The sequence below is a fragment of the Caproicibacterium argilliputei genome (genome assembly GCF_029211325.2).
In the GTDB taxonomy this organism is placed as follows: Bacteria; Bacillota; Clostridia; order Oscillospirales; family Acutalibacteraceae; genus Caproicibacterium; species Caproicibacterium argilliputei.
This window is the reverse complement of record NZ_CP135996.1, coordinates 313620-331802: the sequence shown is the minus strand read 5'-3', so window position 1 is coordinate 331802 and position 18183 is coordinate 313620. Positions and strand designations below refer to the sequence as shown.

The 18183-nt window shown below is 56.4% G+C and carries 17 protein-coding genes; 10 read left to right on the top strand and 7 right to left on the bottom strand.

Annotated elements, in window-relative coordinates:
* The first annotated feature begins 14 nt into the window (after positions 1 to 14).
* From PXC00_RS01505 to PXC00_RS01485, 5 genes are read left to right on the top strand one after another with little or no spacing between them, the layout of a single operon-like run.
* On the top strand, positions 15 to 851 hold the full coding sequence (locus tag PXC00_RS01505) for a prephenate dehydrogenase (protein ID WP_275844565.1): 837 nt from the start codon (positions 15 to 17) through the stop codon (positions 849 to 851).
* Entirely contained in the window at positions 848 to 1903 is a 1056-nt protein-coding gene (aroB, locus tag PXC00_RS01500; protein ID WP_275844566.1) for a 3-dehydroquinate synthase, read from the top strand. Before PXC00_RS01505 ends, aroB begins: the two co-directional genes overlap by 4 nt.
* Positions 1900 to 3165, top strand: a complete 1266-nt coding sequence (gene aroA, locus PXC00_RS01495; RefSeq protein ID WP_275844567.1) for a 3-phosphoshikimate 1-carboxyvinyltransferase — start codon at positions 1900 to 1902, stop codon at positions 3163 to 3165. The genes aroB and aroA overlap by 4 nt, the downstream gene beginning before the upstream one ends.
* The gene (gene aroC, locus PXC00_RS01490) at positions 3149 to 4240 is read left to right on the top strand and encodes a chorismate synthase (protein WP_275844568.1); all 1092 of its coding nucleotides are present in this window, start codon (positions 3149 to 3151) and stop codon (positions 4238 to 4240) included. The genes aroA and aroC overlap by 17 nt, the downstream gene beginning before the upstream one ends.
* Positions 4241 to 4243: 3 nt before the next feature.
* Positions 4244 to 5359 carry a bifunctional chorismate mutase/prephenate dehydratase gene (locus PXC00_RS01485; protein ID WP_275844569.1) on the top strand — a complete coding sequence of 372 codons (1116 nt, stop codon included), beginning with the start codon at positions 4244 to 4246 and terminating at the stop codon, positions 5357 to 5359.
* Between the two features lie 217 nt (positions 5360 to 5576).
* Here PXC00_RS01485 and prmA read toward each other — a convergent pair whose 3' ends face one another.
* Positions 5577 to 6497, bottom strand: a complete 921-nt coding sequence (gene prmA / locus PXC00_RS01480; protein ID WP_275844570.1) for a 50S ribosomal protein L11 methyltransferase — start codon at positions 6495 to 6497, stop codon at positions 5577 to 5579.
* Between the two features lie 250 nt (positions 6498 to 6747).
* On the opposite strand from prmA, the gene PXC00_RS01475 reads away from it, so the two are divergent.
* Positions 6748 to 8088, top strand: coding sequence for an oligosaccharide flippase family protein (locus tag PXC00_RS01475; protein WP_275844571.1), 1341 nt, complete (start codon positions 6748 to 6750; stop codon positions 8086 to 8088).
* Between the two features lie 109 nt (positions 8089 to 8197).
* Here PXC00_RS01475 and ilvA read toward each other — a convergent pair whose 3' ends face one another.
* From ilvA to PXC00_RS01455, 4 genes are all read right to left on the bottom strand, one after another.
* Positions 8198 to 9397, bottom strand: a complete 1200-nt coding sequence (gene ilvA, locus PXC00_RS01470) for a threonine ammonia-lyase (RefSeq protein ID WP_275844572.1) — start codon at positions 9395 to 9397, stop codon at positions 8198 to 8200.
* Positions 9398 to 9463: 66 nt separating this feature from the next.
* Positions 9464 to 9955, bottom strand: a complete 492-nt coding sequence (gene ilvN / locus PXC00_RS01465; protein WP_275844573.1) for an acetolactate synthase small subunit — start codon at positions 9953 to 9955, stop codon at positions 9464 to 9466.
* 26 nt (positions 9956 to 9981) lie between these two features.
* A complete protein-coding gene (ilvB, locus tag PXC00_RS01460) occupies positions 9982 to 11646 on the bottom strand; it encodes a biosynthetic-type acetolactate synthase large subunit (RefSeq protein ID WP_275844574.1) in 1665 nt (554 codons plus the stop codon).
* A gap of 551 nt (positions 11647 to 12197) precedes the next feature.
* On the bottom strand, positions 12198 to 12635 hold the full coding sequence (locus PXC00_RS01455; RefSeq protein WP_275844575.1) for a hypothetical protein: 438 nt from the start codon (positions 12633 to 12635) through the stop codon (positions 12198 to 12200).
* A 198-nt stretch (positions 12636 to 12833) separates the two neighbouring features.
* On the opposite strand from PXC00_RS01455, the gene PXC00_RS01450 reads away from it, so the two are divergent.
* From PXC00_RS01450 to PXC00_RS01435, 4 genes are all read left to right on the top strand, one after another.
* On the top strand, positions 12834 to 13400 hold the full coding sequence (locus tag PXC00_RS01450; protein ID WP_316935226.1) for a TetR/AcrR family transcriptional regulator: 567 nt from the start codon (positions 12834 to 12836) through the stop codon (positions 13398 to 13400).
* 79 nt (positions 13401 to 13479) lie between these two features.
* Positions 13480 to 14898, top strand: a complete 1419-nt coding sequence (locus PXC00_RS01445; RefSeq protein ID WP_275844576.1) for an MFS transporter — start codon at positions 13480 to 13482, stop codon at positions 14896 to 14898.
* A gap of 131 nt (positions 14899 to 15029) precedes the next feature.
* The gene (locus tag PXC00_RS01440) at positions 15030 to 15473 is read left to right on the top strand and encodes a MarR family winged helix-turn-helix transcriptional regulator (protein WP_275844577.1); all 444 of its coding nucleotides are present in this window, start codon (positions 15030 to 15032) and stop codon (positions 15471 to 15473) included.
* Positions 15474 to 15500: 27 nt separating this feature from the next.
* A complete protein-coding gene (locus tag PXC00_RS01435; RefSeq protein ID WP_275844578.1) occupies positions 15501 to 16394 on the top strand; it encodes an acyl-CoA thioester hydrolase/BAAT C-terminal domain-containing protein in 894 nt (297 codons plus the stop codon).
* Positions 16395 to 16603: 209 nt separating this feature from the next.
* On the opposite strand, the gene PXC00_RS01430 is transcribed toward PXC00_RS01435, so the two are convergent.
* Complete coding sequence (locus PXC00_RS01430) at positions 16604 to 16996, bottom strand: hypothetical protein (RefSeq protein ID WP_275844579.1); 393 nt, start codon at positions 16994 to 16996, stop codon at positions 16604 to 16606.
* Positions 16997 to 17182: 186 nt separating this feature from the next.
* Positions 17183 to 18178, bottom strand: coding sequence for an electron transfer flavoprotein subunit alpha/FixB family protein (locus PXC00_RS01425; protein ID WP_275844580.1), 996 nt, complete (start codon positions 18176 to 18178; stop codon positions 17183 to 17185).
* Between the last annotated feature and the right edge of the window lie 5 nt (positions 18179 to 18183).

The window sequence follows — 18183 nt, the reverse complement described above, 5'->3', positions numbered from 1 at the left end:
GGGAGGAATCTGCTGTGAAAAAAAACATCGTAATTGTGGGGCTTGGTCTGATTGGCGGCAGTCTCGCAAAGGCATTTACGCAGTATACCGACTGCCGCGTGGCCGGAATCGACACCGACCCCGCCGCGCTGGAAGCCGCGCTCGCCTGCGGCGCGGTGACCAAAGTCGGGGATGACAACGACCTGCGCAGTGCAGACATTGTGTATCTTTGCCTGTACCCGCAGGCGGACATTGATTTTGTAAAGGGTCATCTTTCTGCTTTCTCCCCGCACACCATCGTCACCGACGTCTGCGGCATCAAAACGGAGGTCTGCCGTGCGCTGACCGCGTTGTCAAAAAAAGGCGGCTTCCCGTACTGCGGCGCGCACCCGATGGCGGGCACGGAAAAGCACGGCTTTTCCGCCTCGCGCGCTGACCTGTTTCAAGGGGCAAGTTACATTCTGGTACCCTGCAGTGCTCCTGCACAAGTACAGGAACTGCTGCGGCAGACCGCGTTTACGCTGGGCTTTGGGCGCTCGGTCACCACAACGCCGGAAGAACACGACCAGATGATTGCTTTTACCAGCCAGCTGCCGCACGCGCTGGCGTGCGCTTATGTGATGAGCCCGCGCTGCCTGGGACACCGCGGCTTTTCCGCAGGCAGCTACCGCGATGTTTCGCGCGTGGCAAACATCAACGAAGTCATGTGGGCAGAGCTGTTTTTGGACAACCGCGCCGCGCTCACCGCAGAGTTGGACACGCTGCTGGAAAACCTTTCGGATATCCGCAGTGCCGTGGCGGAAAACGACCGGAACAAGCTGGAGGCGCTGCTGCGGCAGGGCCGCCTGATTAAGGAGGAACTGGGAGAATGAATCTGACTGTACACACACAGCCTTCCTACGAAATCATCATTGAAAGCGGCTGCCTTTCACAAATTGGAACACGTGCCAAGGCACTGCTGCCGGCGGCGGAACGCGCTGTCCTCGTTACCGACACCAATGTTGCCCCGCTGTACGTGGAAACCGTTCGCTGTGCGCTGGAAGCTGCAGGCTTTCGGACGTCCGTTTCCGTATTTCCTGCAGGTGAGCAAAGCAAAAATCTGGCGTCCATCTCCTCTCTGTACACGGCATTTGCCGAAGCGGAGCTGACGCGCACAGATTTCGCCGTGGCGCTCGGCGGCGGCGTGTGCGGTGATATGACCGGCTTTGCGGCGGCCACCTGGCTGCGCGGCATTCCATTCATCCAACTACCAACCACACTGCTTTCGCAGGTGGATTCCTCCGTTGGGGGCAAAACCGGCGTTGACTTGCCGGAGGGAAAAAATCTGGTTGGGGCGTTTCATCAGCCCGCACTGGTGCTGATTGACCCGGAAACCCTAACTACCCTGCCCGCCGCATACTTTGCAGACGGCATGGGAGAAGTCATTAAATACGGCTGTATTCGCGACAAGGCGCTGTTTGACCGTCTGGCGGCAGAAGACTGCCGCGGCTGGCTTTCCGAAATGATTTACACCTGTGTTGACATCAAACGGCAGGTGGTGGAACGCGATGAGCACGACACCGGTGAGCGCGCCGTCCTGAACTTCGGACACACCCTCGGGCACGCACTGGAGCGCGTACAGCACTACGGCGGTCTTTCCCACGGCAAGGCGGTGGGCATCGGTATGCTGCTGATTACACAAATCGGCGAAAAAGCCGGACTAACCGAAGCAGGCACTGCCGAAAAAATTGCGGTGGTTCTGCAAAAGTACGGTTTGCCGACCACCTGCGCCGAAACACTGGAAGTCCTGCTGCCCGCAACCGCACACGACAAAAAGAGCAGCGGCAGCAGCGTGAACCTTATTTTTCTAAAAAATATCGGCACCAGCTTCATTCGGAAAGTTCCGCGTGCCGAGCTGCCTGCTCTCTGTGGGGTGCAGCCATGAGCCGCGCACGGATTCTGCCCGGCACCCTGCACGGAACCGCCGCGCCTCCGCCCAGCAAAAGCGCCGCGCACCGCGCCATTCTTTGCGCAGGGCTTGCGCAGGGCACCAGTACGCTGACGCCCATCGGCAGCAGCGCAGATATGGAAGCCACCATCGGCTGTATGCACGCACTGGGGGCAACGCCGGTACGGGACGGTACTGCCCTGCAGATGACCGGCATTTCCGTACCGCCAGCCGAACCGGTCACACTGGACTGCGCCGAAAGCGGCTCTACCCTGCGCTTTTTCATCCCGGTTGCAGCGGCACTCGGCGTTACGGCAACATTTGTCGGACACGGGCGGCTGCCGCAGCGCCCGCTCGGCATTTATCTGGAACTGCTGCCGCAGCACGGCGTTTCGTGTGACTCCGCCGGTGGACTGCCGCTGACAGTTTCGGGCAGGCTGCAACCCGGCCTTTACGACCTGCCCGGCGATGTTTCCAGTCAATTTATCACAGGTCTGCTCTTTGCGCTGCCGCTGCTTTCGGGTGACAGCGAAATCCGGCTGACCACGCCGCTGCAGAGCGCCGCTTATGTGGAAATGACCGTGCACACCCTGCAGAAATTCGGCGTGCAGGTCCTTTGTACCGAAACCGGCTGGAAAGTGCCGGGTAACCAAACTTACCAGGCAAACAATCTGGAGATTGAGCGGGACTGGAGTCAGGCGGCGTTTCTGCTCACAGCGGGCGCGCTCAGCGGTGAAGTATCACTCACCGGTCTGGACCCTGCCTCTGCGCAGGGGGACCGCGCCATTGTGGATTTGCTGTGCCGCTTCGGCGCGGATCTGCACTGGAAGGACGGCGTTCTGACTGCGCGCCCCGGTGAACTGCACGGCATTGACATTGACGTGGGGCAGATTCCCGACCTTGCGCCCGCACTCGCGGTCATGGGTGCCTGCGCGCCGGGACACACCCGCCTGCTCAACGGTGCACGGCTGCGTCTGAAGGAAAGTGACCGGCTGGCTGCCCTGCACCGGATGGTCTGCTCGCTGGGCGGACGCGCTGAAGAAACGGCAGACAGTCTGATTCTGTACGGTTCCGGTCTGCGCGGCGGCACAGCAGACGGATATAACGACCACCGCGTTGTGATGGCGGCGGCAGTTGCTGCGCTGCACGCAGCCCACCCGGTGGTGATTACAGATGCGGAAGCCGTGCGCAAAAGCTGGCCGGACTTTTTTGAAGTGTTCGGTTCGTTAGGAGGAAAAGCAGATGTCATCCTGGGGTAATCAGGTAAAAATCAGTATTTTCGGGGAAAGCCACGGCCCTGCCATCGGCTGTGTACTGGAGGGACTGCCCGCCGGTGAGACAGTGGATTTAGAAGCGGTGCGCCTGCAGATGGCACGCCGCGCACCGGGGCAAGACCGCACCAGCACACCACGCAAAGAAGCCGACACGCCGCAGGTGCTCTCCGGCCTTCTACATGACACCACCACCGGTGCGCCGCTGTGCGCGGTGATTGCCAATACCAACACACACTCCGGCGACTACCAAAATCTGCTGGCCGTTCCGCGTCCCGGCCATGCGGACTATCCGGCGTGGGTCAAATACCACGGTTTTCAAGACGTACGCGGCGGCGGGCATTTTTCCGGCAGGCTGACCGCGCCGCTGGTCTTTGCGGGCGCTGTTTGCCGCCAGATTCTGCTCCGGCGGGGCATCGTGCTTGGGGCGCACGCGGCGGCAGTCGGCGCTGTGGAAGACCTGCCGCTGAACCCGCTGCCGGAAGTGCTGCAAAACCTGAGCGGCGCGTACTTTCCAGTGCTTTCCGCCGAAAGGAAAGACGCGATGATTCGTGAAATCGAAGCTGCGCGCACCGCACAAGACAGCATCGGCGGCATTGTGGAGTGCGGCATTACCGGCGTGCCGGCAGGACTTGGCGGCGAGGGGATGTTCGGCGGCGTTGAAAGTATTTTCTCTTCGATTCTGTTTGGCATACCCGCGTGCAAAGGCGTTGCGTTCGGCGCGGGATTTGACGCTGCCAAGCTGCACGGCAGCGAAAACAACGATGCTTATTTTTATGACGAAAGCGGTGCGGTCAAAACGCGCACCAATCACGCCGGCGGCATTCTCGGCGGCATAACCACCGGTATGCCGATTCTGTTCCGTGCGGCGTTTAAGCCAACGCCCTCTATTGCCAAAGAGCAGCAAAGCATTGACCTTGCCGCCCGGCAGAACACCACGCTTGCGGTGCGCGGGCGGCACGACCCCTGCATTGTGCCCCGCGCCGTGCCGGTGGTGGAGTCTGCCGCCGCGCTGGCGCTTCTAAATCTGCCCGGTATTCTGAATGGTTCTGCGGAGGTGTAACCGATGGAATTAAGCGAGATTCGTAAGGAAATCGACGCGATTGACGCGCAGTTGCTGCCGCTGTTTATACGGCGCATGGACTGCGCCAAAAAAGTGGCGGAAGTAAAGCGGCGGGACGGCACCCCGGTTTTTAATCTGGAACGGGAACAGGAAATTTTAAACCGCATTGCGGCGCAGGCGGGCGAGTACGGCGGCGCGGCGCGCATTGTTTATAACACCATTATGAGTGAGAGCCGCGCGCTGCAGCACACGCTTCTGGGGGCAGGCAGCCGTCTGCGCACGCGCATTGCCGCCGCGCCCGAAGCCCCGCGCCGGACAGCCGCCATCGCCTGCCTCGGCGGGAAAGGGTCTTACAGCCACGATGTGGTGTCACAGCTGTATCCGCAGGCGGTTCCCAGCTTCTTCAGCCGCTTTGGGGATATTTTCCGCTGTGTGGAGCAAGGCGAGGCCGACCTTGCCGTAATTCCGGTAGAAAACTCCAGTGCGGGCAGCGTCAGCGAAGTGTACGGTCTGCTGATGCAGTACTGCTTCTCAATTATCGCCGCAAAAACGCTCGGCGTACATCACTGCTTGGCAAACCGCACCGGAAAATTCGAGGATATCCGCTGCGTGCGCTCCAAAGACATTGCGCTGATGCAGTGCTCGCAGCGTTTGGCTGCCCTGCAGGTGCCGCTTTCTGACAGCAGCAGCACCAGCGCCGCCGCCGAACTGGCGGCGCGGGACGCAGGCGTCGCCGCGGTGTGCAGCGAAAGCGCCGCCAAAGCACACGGCCTGCACATTTTGGAGCGCGACATCCAGAATACCGACAATAACGCCACACGCTTTGTGGTCATCAGCAAGGAACTGTGCATTCCGCGCACCGCGGAAAAAATCAGTCTTTGCTTTAATGTGCCGCACACCACCGGCAGCCTGAACGCTGTGCTTTCCCGCTTTGCGGCGGCAGGCATGAATCTGACAAAAATTGAATCCCGACCGATTGCCGGTAAAACGTTTGAATACGACTTTTATCTGGACTTTACCGGCAATGTACACGACCCGAAAGTCCTGGAGCTGCTCTGCTCGCTCGAAGACGAACTGCCGCGCTTCCATTTTCTCGGCAACTACTGCGAATGCAAATAAGGGTATGGGCAGGCACTGCTCCGGCTGCTGCTTGCAGCGTGTGAGCAAAGGTATATTCAGGATGTGCAGATCGGCGCAAACAAGGAAAGTACCCGTTCAAAACGCGTGATTCTGCATAGCGGCGGTATCTTGACCCGAACCACCGATACGAAAAATATTGATCCGCTGCACAGGGCATAAAAAGGACCGGATTTTCAAAATGAAAATCCGGTCCTTTTTAGTTTCGTACCTTTGCTGCCAGCGCCACCCAGCCGCGTTCCTCTTTGCGCTGCAAAATCTCAAAATGCGGCTTTAAGCCTTCCAGTACATCTGCCTCGCGCTCATCAATAATGCCGCTCATCAAATAAACCGCACCCGGCTTAAGAAAATTTTCCACATCTGCCGTCAGCGCAAGAATCACATCCGCAACGATATTGGCAACCACCACGTCGTAAGTACCGCTGACCTGCTCGGTCAGACTGCCGCAGATACCGGTGAAGCGGTTCCCGACATGGTTGCGGTTTGCGTTCTCAATAGCGGTTTTGACTGCCAGCTCGTCAATATCCACGCCGACTGCGGACTTCGCCCCCAAGAGCAGCGCCGCCACACTCAAAATGCCGCTGCCGCAGCCGACATCCAGCACCTGTGCATCTGGCCGCACATAGGTTTCCAGCAATTCCATGCACAGCCGCGTGGTTTCGTGTGTGCCAGTGCCGAATGCTAAGCCCGGCTCCAGATGCAGCACGGTGCGGCCGCCGCTTTCCGCCGGCTCCTCCCAAGAGGGCTGAATCAGCAGCTTTTCACCCACCGGCATCGGGTGAAAGTATTTCCGCCAGTTATTAATCCAGTCCTCCATTTTGCAGGAGGATTCGCCGATATGATGGTCAATCCCCGCCGCACTAAGGTGTTCCGACAAAAACGCTACTGCCTCCGAAGGGTTTTCCTGCGGCTCCAGATAAATGTGAATCACCGTATGCGTGCGGTCTTTTTTCAGCAGTTCCTCGTCAATCAGGTCAATGTGCGCAATCTCCCGCGCGCCCTCTTCCAAATCCGAGTAATCCTCAATATAAATGCCGTATGGCACCACCATCTGTGCAATGGCTTCGGCTTTTTCGCCGTCTGCCTGTGCCACGGTCACGGTCACGTCTGTCCAATCCATGTTTGCTTCTCCTGTCCGCAATTTGCAAGTCTCTTTCTATGTATCTTACCATGCCGCCTATGGTTTTTCAACCAAAGCGGCCTTCCGGATTGGGCGCAATCAGCGATACGCCGAAAAATCATGGTGTAAAACAGTATTTGCCCCTCCATACCGCAGAATTTTCCCGCATAACCGCTTCCGAAACATTCTATCATTTTCCAAGGTTCGTTTCAATATATATGGAAAAGGATGTCCAAAGGGAGGCAGGCGGATGAACAAACGCGCATTCATCAGAAACACGTTTTGGCTGACACTGGAAAGCACCGCCGTGCGCCTTTCGGGCATTTGGTTTAAAGGCTGGGTGTGCGACGCACTCGGCTCTGTACAAATGGGCATTTACCAGCTGGTTTTCTCCGTCTTTTCGCTCGGCGTGGTGCTTTCCGCCTCCGGCGCAAACTTTGCCGCAACGCGCCTGACTGCGGAGCGCGGCCCCAACCGTCAAACCCTGCGTCGCTGCCTGCTGCTGAGTCTGGCAGTCAGCGCGGCGGCGGGCGCCGGACTTTACTTCTGTGCGCCGCTGCTGGCGGGCACGCTCGGCGGCACCACGCCCCTGCGCGTGCTGATTCCCGGCCTGCCGTGCATCGCGGCTGCCGCCACGCTGAAGGGCTGCTTCGTTGCGGAAGGACACACCGGCTCTCCGATGGCGGCGGAACTTCTGGAACAGGCGGTGGGGATCGCCCTGAGCATTTTCCTAGTGCGACAGATGCAGAATCCCCTGACAGCCTTGATGCTCGCCTCTACCCTTTCGGAGGGCTGCTCCTGCTTGTTTATGGTGCTCGCCTACCTGCGGCGGTACGTGCGGCACGTCGCGCCGGAAACGCAGCCGCCCGCCCCATGGAAAGAAGCTGTGCGCATCGGCGGGCCGGTCATCGGCGGCACCGGACTGCGCAGCCTGCTCTTTTCGGTGGAAAACCTGCTGATTCCGCGCGGGCTTGCTGTGCGGGCCGGCAACACCGCCGCTTTGTCGCAGTACGGGCTGGTACAGGGCATGGTTTTGCCCATGCTGCTGTTTCCAAACGCGATTCTTTCCGCCGCCATCACCCTTTTGGTACCGGAACTTGCCCGCTGCTGTGCCGACCGCCGCAAAGTGCGGATTCAGCTGGTGGCTGGCCGTGCTTTCCGGCTGACGCTCTGCTTTTCCTTTTCCGCCGCCGCCTTTATTGCCGCCTTTGCCGCTCCGCTGTGCCGTATATTTTACGGCAGCACAGACGGTGCGTTTCTGCTGCGTATCATGGCACCGCTCATGCCCTTAATGTATGTGGACAGCGTGGTGGACGGAATGCTCAAGGGACTGGACCAGCAGTCCTACTCCCTGTTTTACAACATTGTGGATGCCTGTATGCGGGTGACATGGTGCGCGTTTGTCCTGCCGCACCTCGGTCTGATGGGGTACATCCTGCTGCTGTTCCTCAGTGAAATCTTCAACGCCGCGCTTAGCATTTCCCGCCTGCTGAAAGTCGCCGAAGTAGAGATTTCCCCCGTCTGGGTGTTTCTGCCCGCCTGCGGCGCGGTTGTGCTGTATGCGCTCTTCACCCAATTCCTGCCGTACTGAAAACACGCGAAAGCCGCTGTGAGGAATTCACAGCGGCTTTCGTTTGGAAACCAATCAACAAGTGAAACAGGCAACGGCGCCTGTGCCCGCCTCACTTTTCTTATACTCATTAGGAAACGCAGATATGGTACCCGGCGTCCGCGATCGCCTGGCGGATTTGCTGAACGTGCTCCCAGTTGCGGGTTTCCATCCGGATTTTCAGGTAGCAGCCGGAAACATCCGCATCCTCATCCGCGCGGTCATGGAACACGCTGACCACGTTACCGCCAAGGTCGGCGATGATGGCGGAAATCTCCTTCAGCTCGCCAGGGCGATCCATCAGCGTGATGGTCAGGTCGGTATTGCGGCCGGCTTTCAGCAGCCCACGGCTGATCACCTTGCTGAGGATGGTCACGTCGATGTTTCCGCCGGAAAGCACGCACGCCACCTTTTTGCCCTTTAAGTCCAGCTTGCCTGCCATAACCGCCGCAACCGACACCGCGCCGGCACCCTCGGTAATCAGCTTGTGCTGCTCAATCAGCGACAGCACCGCCGCGGCGATTTCGTCCTCTGTGACGGTCACCACGCCGTCCACGTATTTTTGGCAGAGCTTGTAGGTCAACTCGCCCGGGCACTTCACCGCGATGCCGTCCGCAAAGGTGTGCACCTGTGCCAGTTCTTCCGGCTTGCCGTCTTTGAGTGACCGCACCATGCTGGGAGCGCCTTCCGCCTGCACCCCGTAAACTTTGCAATTCGGATTTAAGGATTTGACAGTAAACGCAATACCGGAAAGCAGACCGCCGCCACCCACCGGCACCACCACCGCGTCCATTTCCGGCAGCTGCTCCAACAGTTCCAGACCAATGGTGCCCTGTCCGGCAATGACATCTGAATCGTCAAACGGGTGAATCATCACGCGGCCGCTTTCTTTCTGCAGCTGCTCCGCTTTATTGTGCGCGTCGTCATACACACCCGGAACCAGGCAAACCTGCGCGCCGTAGCTTTTGGTCGCCTCTACCTTGCTGATGGGTGCGGTGGCCGGCACACAAATGACCGCGTCAATGCCGTTGCGCGCCGCCGCAAGCGCCACGCCCTGCGCATGGTTGCCGGCGGAGCAGGCAATCACACCTTTTTTCTTATCTTCCTCAGACAGCTGGCTGATTTTGTAGTACGCACCGCGCACTTTAAACGAACCGGTCACCTGCAGGTTCTCCGTTTTTAGATAAACCTCGCAGCAGTCCGAAAGCTTCGGTGCAGGAATCAAATCCGTCTTTCGGGCAACTTCCTTCAGTACAAAAGCCGCATGATATACTTTATCCAGTGTCAGCATGATCGTACCCTCTTTCCGCAAATTGAAGTGCAAAAATAGACGTTTTCCAGAATCGTTCCGAACTTTTTATTTTCCCATCGCCATAGCGCCGGTGCGCAGAATTTGCAGGACGCCATAAGGATCGGCAAGCTCAATAAAGGAATTGATGGCGGCAGCATCGCCGGTCAGCTCCAGAATCATGGAAACCGGCTCCACATTTAAAATTTTGGCATGAAACACATTTGCAAGCTCAACCAGCTTTTCGCTCGTCTGCGGTGTGCGGCTGACTTTGAGCAGCAGGTGCTCCCGAATGACCGCCTTGTCACGCTCCAGCACCGTCACGTTTTCCACATCCATCAGCTTGCTCACCTGCTTGTCGACCTGGCGGATAATCCGGTCATCGCCCGAAACGACAATCAGAATCCGTGAGTAGCCGGTATCTTCCGTCTGGCAGGCGACAATGGACAGAATGTTGTAACACCGGCGGCTGAACAATCCGGCAATCCGCAGCAGCACGCCGGGATTGTTTCGCGCCAAAATGGACAGCACATATTCTTTTTCGTTTTGATCTTCATACATGGCGTATTCCTCCTGTCTTTGCCCTGCTACATTTCCAGCATCGGCTCTTCTACGCTTGCGCCCGCCGGAACCATCGGCAGCACGTTGACATCCTGATCCACCCAGCAGTCCACCAGCACAGGGCCGCTCTGCAACAGCGCTTCTTTCAGCACCGGTTCGATTTCCTCTTTGGTCTTTATGCGGTACGCCTTCACGCCGAAGGCTTCCGCCAGCTTGCAGAAATCGGTGTTGGTATCCAGCGTTGTTTCAGAGAAGCGGCTGCCGTAAAACAGCTTCTGCCACTGACGCACCATGCCGAGCACGGAATTATTGAGCAGCAATTCCACCACTGGCAGGCGGTAATGCGCCGCAGTGGCAAGCTCATTGCAGTTCATGTGCAGGCCGCCGTCCCCCGCCACATTGATGACTTTTTTGTCCGGATTGCCGACCTGCGCCCCCAGTGCCGCGCCAAGGCCATATCCCATGGTGCCCAGCCCACCAGAGGTCAGGAACTGCCGCGGACGGCGAAATTTGTAAAACTGCGCCGCCCACATCTGGTGCTGCCCGACCTCTGTGGTCAAAATCGCATTGGAATCCGTCAGGCGGTCCAGCGTTTCCAATACATCTTTGGGCAGAACGCCTGCTTTCGCGGTCTGCGTGAGCGGATACGCCTTCTGCCATGCATGAACCTGCTGCATCCACGCGGCGTGATTCTGCTGCGGCAGGCGCGAAAGCAGCGCCTGCAGAACCTGCCGCGCATCCCCCTCCAGACGCAGATCCACATCAATGTTCTTATTAAACTCCGCCGCGTCGATGTCAATCTGAAGAATCGGACAGTTGCGGGCAAACAGTCCCGCATTGCACAGCACGCGGTCCGAGAAGCGGGTGCCGACTGCCACAAATAAATCACAGTTTTTAATGGCTTCCGCGCTGGTTTTCGTGCCGTGCATACCCAGCATCCCCATGTGACGCGGGTTGTGTGCATCAAACGCTCCCTGTGCCATCAGCGACTCGCTGACCGGCGCGTCCAGGCGCTCCGCCAGCGCCGCCGCTGCTTCTGCCGCGCCGGAAAGGACGGTGCCGCCGCCCAAATACAAAAACGGCCGTTCGCTTTTTTGCAGCATCTGCGCCGCCTGCTGCAGGCGCTCCTCTGACGGTACGTGCGCCGAAAACAGCGGCAGCGGTTCCCGCTTTTCGTAGTCATATTGTTTCGCGGTCACATCTTTCGGAATATCCACCAGCACCGGACCGGGTCTGCCAGACTGCGCAATCTGAAATGCCTGACGCAGCACATCCGCAAGGTCTTCAATATGCTTCACCAGAAAATTGTGCTTGGTAATCGGCATGGTAATGCCGGTGATATCCACTTCCTGAAAGGAGTCCAGCCCCAGCAGTTCGACGTTGACGTTGCCGGTAATGGCAACCACCGGCACGCTGTCCATATACGCTGTCGCAATGCCGGTCACCAGGTTGGTCGCCCCCGGGCCGGAAGTCGCGATGCAAACGCCCGGTTTCCCCGTAGAGCGTGCGTAGCCATCCGCAGCGTGCGCCGCCCCCTGCTCATGCGCCGTGCGCACATGGCGGATGCGGTCGCGGTACTCATACAGCGCGTCATAAATATTCAGCACCGCGCCGCCGGGGTAACCGAAAACCGTATCGACGTTCTGTTCCAAAAGACACTCCATTATGATCTGTGCACCCGTTCGTAACATCCTGCGATTCCTCCATTCTTACAATTCGCCTGCATATAAAAAAGCCCCCGCCTCCGGCTTTTTAAGCTCAGAGGCGGGAGCGCCAAAGCTTCCGCGGTACCACTCTGCTTCGCCGCTTTCGCGGCCTCATACGCATCCAGCAATGCGTGTTCCTGTAACGGGGAAAACCGGGCGCGCTTACTGGCCTTCAAAGGCTTTCAGCCGCCTGCTCCAGGGTGATTGACCGCCGGACTCCCCGCCGCCTTGCACCAACCGGCGGCTCTCTGCAGAGGAGTATTCCTGCGGGCTGTCCCTTTCCTTGCATTTCGAACAGAATTGAATTTCTTTATATTTTACTCGCCTAAAGCAGAAATGTCAAACAGCATTTTCAAAAAATTTGCGGGCGCTGCGCATCAAATTATTGGGGATTCTGCAAAGCGAGCCGTGTTTTTCTGCACAAAACCGTCTGCCACACAGGGGAAAGTGCCCGAATACAATCTCAGCCATTGCGGTCTGCGGCAATTGGTGCCGCTTTCCAAAGGTCAATTTCCTGCTTTTCCGCTTGCGAACCGTCACGGCTTGACCAGGTATTGCATATCCCCCAGATGATAAATTTCCATTTTACATTCATATGTACAACCGTCCTCTGCAGAAAGAAAACCGTCAAATTTTGAAAGATGAAAACCATAAGTTTCATCGACCAAGTCAAATCGAGTCGTTCCATACATCTCCAAAAATACTTCCAGCGCCATCTTTTCGCCGAAAAAGCGGCCGGTGTTTCCACAAAAAGCATCCGGATAGGAAAGGAGATAGACCGAGCTGAAATCCCAATCCACATGCGCAAAGACAAGTTCCCCTTCGACCTGCGGGTACGGCTCCGTGGCCGCAACAAACCCGTTTTGAAACCGTACTGTCAGTTGATCTTCGGATTTTACAAGTTCTGTCACAATACTGTCGTGTAAGCTGTAGGGCAGCTGCGTTTGATTGCGGCGAATCGTCTGCTTCATCATTCCTCCCGGAACTCTCTGAATATTGCAGCCCTTCCGCGCGGCCGCATCGAGTTCTTTCTGTTCATCATAACAAAAAAGGAGCTGTCCTGCAACAGTTCGGCAGACTTTCAAGCGGCTCCGGCAAACTGCCGCTTGACATTTCCAGACAGGCAGGAGTATTATATAGACTAGTTATACTATAAAAAAGGAGGTGAGCATATCAGCAGTCAAACAGACTCCCGCACAAAGATTGTTGAGACCGCTTCGAGGTTGTTTCAGCTGAAAGGCTATACTGCTACCGGACTGAACGAAATTCTGCGGGAAAGCGGAGCGCCCAGAGGCTCTCTGTATTACTACTTTCCAAACGGAAAAGAGCAGCTGGCTTTAGCCGCCGTGGAGCTGGCGGGCAAGTCCATGCGGGAAAAGGTCAGCTCCAGCCTAAGCCGACACCGCGAGCCCGTTCGTGCCATCGCCCAGGTGATTCAGGATATGACCGCCGCCCTGCGGGACGACGGAAAGCTGCAGACCATGTCCCTGAGCATGATAGCTCTGGAAACCTGCCAAACCAGCGATTTGCTGCGGGAAGCCTGCGCCCGCTCCTTTACAAAGATGGCGGCGCTTTACTCTGAAAAGCTGCAGAAAAGCGGCTTCGACGCCGAGCAGTCCGCGAATCTCGGCAGCCTTCTGCAGTCCATGATTGAGGGTGCCATTACGCTTTCCATCACAGAAAAGGACACGGCGCCATTGGACACGATTCTGCAGTTTCTGCCCACGTTAATTCGATAGAAACGTTTCCACCCTGAAAAATGGAAACGTTTCTTTTTGTGTCAAATATACAGACTGGTCTATTAAAGGAGTGTGCAAGATGTCTGAAAAAAAACGTTCCAAGCCCGCCCCGCTGAAAGCCATGATGGCGCTATTGCTGTTTGGCGGCTTTCTTTCTCTATTTAACGAAACCATTCTCAATGTTGCACTTTCACAAATCATGGCAGACCTGCACGTGACCGCCACAACGGTTCAGTGGCTGTCCACCGGCTATGTTCTTATTGTTGCCATCATGGTTCCCATCTCTGCTTTTTTACTGCACACCTTTACCACAAAGCAAATCTACACCGGCGCAATGGGCTTTTTTCTGCTGGGCACTGTGATTGCCGCTGCTTCGGGCAATTTTGCGGTTCTGCTGGCAGGAAGAATGGTGCAGGCCATTGGAACCGGCCTTTTGGCACCGATTATGATCAACACCGCCCTGACCCTGTATCCACGCGAAAAGCACGGCTTCATTATGGGAATCTGCACTTGCGTCGTTTTGGTCGGCCCTTCGGTCGGGCCCATTGTGTCCGGCGTTGTGCTGCAGGTCTTCAGCTGGAGAGCGTTGTTCATCATGCTCATTCCTTTGGCGGGTGCCTGCATCGTTGGCGGACTGCTGGTTTTGGGAAGCACCATCGAACTGACAAAGCCGAAACTCGACGTTCCTTCCATCGTGTTTTCTTCCGCAGGCTTCTCCCTCCTTGTATTTGGCATGAGCGTCATTGGTTCCGACACAAGCATCCTCGTAACCATGCTGCTGTTTGCCGGCGGAGCACTGTCCTTGATTTGTTTTACAGTACGCCAGCTCAAACTTTCGCAGCCCATGCTGAATATCCGTGTATTTCGGAAGCCGTATTTTACAGTAGGCGCCGTGCTTGTCATCGTCATGCAAATGGTGCAGTTTTCTTTGAACATCCTGCTCCCTATGCTGTTTGAAAGCGGAATCGGGCTGTCCTCCCTGCTGTCTGCGCTCCTCCTGTTTCCGGCTGTACTGGTGTGCAGCCTCATGACCATTTTTTCAGGAAAGCTGTATGACCGCATTGGCGGAAAGCTTCTCATCCCGCTGGGGTTGCTGCTCATGTGCGTTTTTCTCGTCATGATGACCGGAATCCAGCCGTCCACACCGATTGCCTGGATTGCGGTAATAAACACGCTGATTTATTTCGGTATCGCCCTTGCATGGTCGCCTGACCAATCGAACGCGCTGCGCCAGCTGCAGCCGGAGGAGCAAACCGACGGTGTTGCCATTATCAACACATTTATACAGCTTGGCTCCGCGCTTGGCACACCGCTCTTTGTGGGGCTTCTCTCTGCCGGACAGAGCCGTTATCTGGCAGCGGCCGCCACTGCGGACGCTGCTGCCAAAACACAGGCGCTGTACGCCGGATTCCGCAGTGCCACGCAGGTCGCCGCAGGTTTGATTGCAATCGCTTTCCTGCTTTCCCTGACCCTGCGAAAGGAACGACAGAACCCGTAAAGCACGGTTCCGGATACCATGGGACGTGCCTGACACTTTTTTAGTGCCGCTTGCTATTTCCGAAAAACAGTGTACAATATAGTTTAGCAGCTAAACTATATTGTACACTGTTTTCTAGAAGGTGTTTTCCTATGGATGAAAAGGATTTTTTTGAGGCTGTATACCGCGTAATCAACAAATACAACCAAAAGACCAAGCAGCCGAGGCAGTACCCCACCGGACAGCTGCTCTACGGCTCCGAAGTACACACGATGACCGTCATCGGCGGGCGCGGCCGCGTAACTGCCAAGCAGCTCGCCGCCCTGCAGGGGATTACGAAGGGTGCCGTTTCGCAAATGACCCAGAAGCTGCTGCAAAAGGGGCTGATTCAGAAAGAGCCATCCCCCGCCGGTAGGGGCGAAGTCTTTCTCAGCCTAACAGCTGCCGGAAAAACCGTTTACGACAGTCATCTCGCCTTTCACGAAAACCTGCTGGCGGAACTCGCCGTGCTGGTACGGGAACTCCCGCAGGAAAGCCGCGAAACCTTAGAAAAAATGCTTTGTGTGGTAGAGCATGCGCTGGATCAATACGAATAGCGTCACTGCGCGGAAAGGATGATGAAAATGGAAGCAATCAAAATTTCGGCAGAAAAAGAAGGCTTTGACGGCATTTTTTATCCGGCAGGCACGCCAAACAGCGCCGTCATTTTTGTATCAGGTTCAGAAGGCGGCCTTGCCACCGGAAAAAGGCTCGGCGCGTATTATCAATCCCACGGCTTCTCGGCGTTGGCACTGGCGCTGTTTGGCACCAAGCACACGAATCCGGTACTGTCCGAAGTTCCGCTGGAGTATCTGGAGCACGCCGCCGCGTGGCTAAACCGGCAGGGATACAGTAGGATTGTGGCAGACGGCATTTCCAAAGGGGCGGAATACGTGCTGTGCGCAGCGGCCGTCATGCCGGAAATCTGCGGCGTTATTGCGCGTGCACCATCTTACTTTGTCGGCGAGGGACTTGCGGGCAAAGCCCCCAGCGGCTGTTCCTCTTGGTCATACCGCGGAAAGCCGCTTGCCTGTACGCCCTACACGGTGCGCAAGATTAACAAACTGAAAATCTGGCGGACGGAAAGGCAGTTTTCCCTGCTGCCCCTGAACGAAAACAAAACCGTCACGCCCGAATCTATCATTCCGGTAGAAAAAATTCACGGGCCGGTTCTCTTACTGTCAACACAGGCGGACACCATCTGGCCCTCCGCTGTGTATCTGGAACATCTGCAGAAGCGGTTTGCTGAAAAGCATTTCCCGTATGCGGTGCAAACGGTTGTCTTTTCGCACATCAGCCATCTGATGGTACCGATTCTCCATCAAAAATCACAGCGGCTGCTCCGCCTGCTGTTTCGCTCAGAGCGACTGTACCCCACGAAATGTGCAGCAGAACGCCGGGAAATGGAGCAGACTGTCCTGCGGTTTTTGCAGAAAGTATTTGCGCAGGAATCTGCCCCCCTTGCTTTGAAGCGCTAAAAGGAACCGCTCTGTGTGCTGAAAGGACAGCCGCCGCGCGGTTTTCCGGTGCCTTGGGCACGTTAACTGACACAAACGATTGACAAACCGGAAGAGTTGCCAAAAAGTCACCGGAGGCGAGGCGATACACGGAAAAGTTTCTCCGTCTTTTCTGTGGAAACGGTGTCATGTCCTTTGTGCAAAAGCAAAGCGTATACAATCCATTTTACTCAGATCTTGTTACGCCGGTTGGAGAAAACATTTCTGCTCCCGGCACCACCATTCATTGTTTTTATGCCGCTAAAATGGGCGAAAAGTATCAGGCACGCTATCAGCTTCATTTTAAAAACCCGGATATTCGGCGCTACGAGCTCCAGCATGAAGAACTGCTGATCCGCTACCCGGAAAAATGGGCAGCGGAAGTGCGTGCCTGCTGCAGCGCCATAGGCGCAAAACATCCCCGCCCCGATTCCTGCAGGCAAGCCACAAGATAGAATCGCATTTTTGTCCGTGCTTTCCACGGCGGTTGACCGCCATGTGCGCAGTTTGACAGAATGGATTTTGCGAATTGGTAAGGCCACGTCTGTCAGAAAAGAGAGGCTGAAAACGCCTGCGCCGCCCAAACAGGCTGCCCTTTCTCGGCAGAATCCATTGAAAAAGTATCCGGATGATTTCAGGCGCGAAGCGCAAAAAGGCATGAAAAAGGAGCAGCCCGAAAGCCGCTCTTTTCACGCCTTTTTTTGAGGAGGCAGCCAGAGAATGATTTCGCTCTGAAAATCGTTTGGCCGCTTTCCTAAAATACAGCTTTTTCAGCCTGCCTTCCGCTTCTTGATTGCATCAATCATAAGCGGGAGCACCTGCATCACGTCTCCCACAATGCCAACATCGGCAATGTCAAAAATGGAAGCATCCTCATCACTATTGATGGCTACAATATATCCGGAATTCACCACACCGGAAACGTGCTGAATGGCGCCGGAAATTCCACAGGCAATATACAGTGCCGGAGCAACGCTCTTGCCGGACTGCCCAATCTGATGCACACGGGAAATCCAGCCACTTTCGATTGCCGGTCGTGTTGCACCCACAACACCGCCCAATACATCCGCCAGCTGCTGAACGAGGGCAAAATTTTCTTTGCTGCCCATGCCGCGTCCGCCGGAAACAATAACCTTTGCGTCTTCCAGGTTAACCGCTTCCGCAATTTCTTTAACAGATTCCAGAACCTTTGTGTGCAGCGCATCCTGCGGTACAGAAACGGTTTCCTGTACCACCGAAGCCGCAGCGCCGCCTGCTTTTGCCTTGCGGAACGCACCGGAACGCACCGTCGCAGCAAAAGGAACCGTATCCGGAACGACATCTTCCCGAATCGTGCCGCCATAAGCCGAAACAGTCCAAACCGGCGTATTGTCTTCCATCCGAAGAGCCACTGCATCTTGTATACTGCCCAGTTGTTTATGGGCACACAGCCGCGCGGTCAGTTCTCTGCTCAAAGGCGTATTGGCTGCCAAAATGACCCCCGGATGGTATTTCTCGGTCATCTGTTCCAGCGCGCAAAGGAAAGCGTCCGCGCAGCCCTCGCCGAAAGCATCCCCTTGTACGGATAAAATCTGATCAGCCCCGAAAGCAGCGGTGTCCTTTTCCGCTTCCGTATTATCTTTGCCCACCAGCAAAGCGAGCACCTTGCCACCAGAAGTTTCAGCCAGGGTGCGTGCCGGTGTCAAACTTTCAAGACCCGCACCGACCGGCTTACCATCTTTTTGTTCTACAAAAACGAGGATATTTTTCTGACTGCCCCAGTCCATATTCA